Consider the following 902-nt stretch of genomic DNA (forward strand, 5'->3'; position numbering starts at 1 on the left):
CTGCTTGGCCACGCTGTCTCTCCTTCGAAGTTGCCTCGGTTTTCCCGCGGGTCGGCTCAGTAAAGCCTGCGGAACCGATTGACGTGAAGTCTAAACGGCTGGGTGACATGCCGGTGCCTGGGGTGGCGACCACCACTGCCGGCGGGTCAGAGTTTCTGGAGGAAGTCCGGGTGCTCGACGAGGAATGTCGAGACCGTGTCGTTCTGCACGGATGCGAAGAAGTCCTCGGCGCCGGGCTCGAGCTCCTCGCCGAGATAGTCGCCGTTCGTGATGAGGCTCCTGCCGGGCAGCTTGACCAGCGTCATGTCGTCGGAGCGCAGGCCCTTGAGGGCCAGGCCCCAGTCGACGACCGTGTGGCCGTTGCCGTCGAAGATCAGCGTGTCGCCGGCCGCCTTCAGCACCTTGTCGAGCTTGACCGGGTTGGTCACCACGTTCTTGCTCAGCGCCTGCGAGGTCATCGCCTTGATGAACTGCTGCTGGTGCCGCTGGCGGTCATAGTCGCTGCGGGGCAGGCCGTAGCGCTGCCGGACGTAGTCCAGCGCCTCCCACCCCTCCAGGTGGTATTTGCCCTTCTTGTACTGCTTCTGCGGCCCGGTGTACGGGTGGGCGCAGTTGCTGCTCGTCGGGCACTCGGCCTTGCGCGGCCGCGGCTTGCCCTCCGGCGTCAGGTGCTCCGACTTCACGTTCTGGTCGATCGTCATCGTGACGCCGCCCATCGCGTCGACGATCTTCCGGAAGCCGTTGAAGTTGATGATCGCGCCGGCGTCGAACTTCTTGATGCCCGTCAGCTTGCCGACCGTCTTGGCGAGCAGGTCGAAGCCCTGCGCCACATCGTGCTTGCCGTTGCCGACCGAGCTGCCGTACGACATCGCCGCGTTGATCTTCGCCGTGCCGCCGCGGAA

At 65.2% G+C, this 902-nt stretch carries 1 protein-coding gene; it reads right to left on the reverse strand.

The window, feature by feature from the left end; genetic code table 11:
* Window positions 1-146: 146 nt before the first annotated feature.
* Window positions 147-902, reverse strand: a 756-nt coding sequence (locus DMB66_RS59995; RefSeq protein ID WP_148112982.1) for an LCP family protein, incomplete at its 5' end; no start/stop codon positions are given.

Source organism: Actinoplanes sp. ATCC 53533 (genome assembly GCF_003947245.1).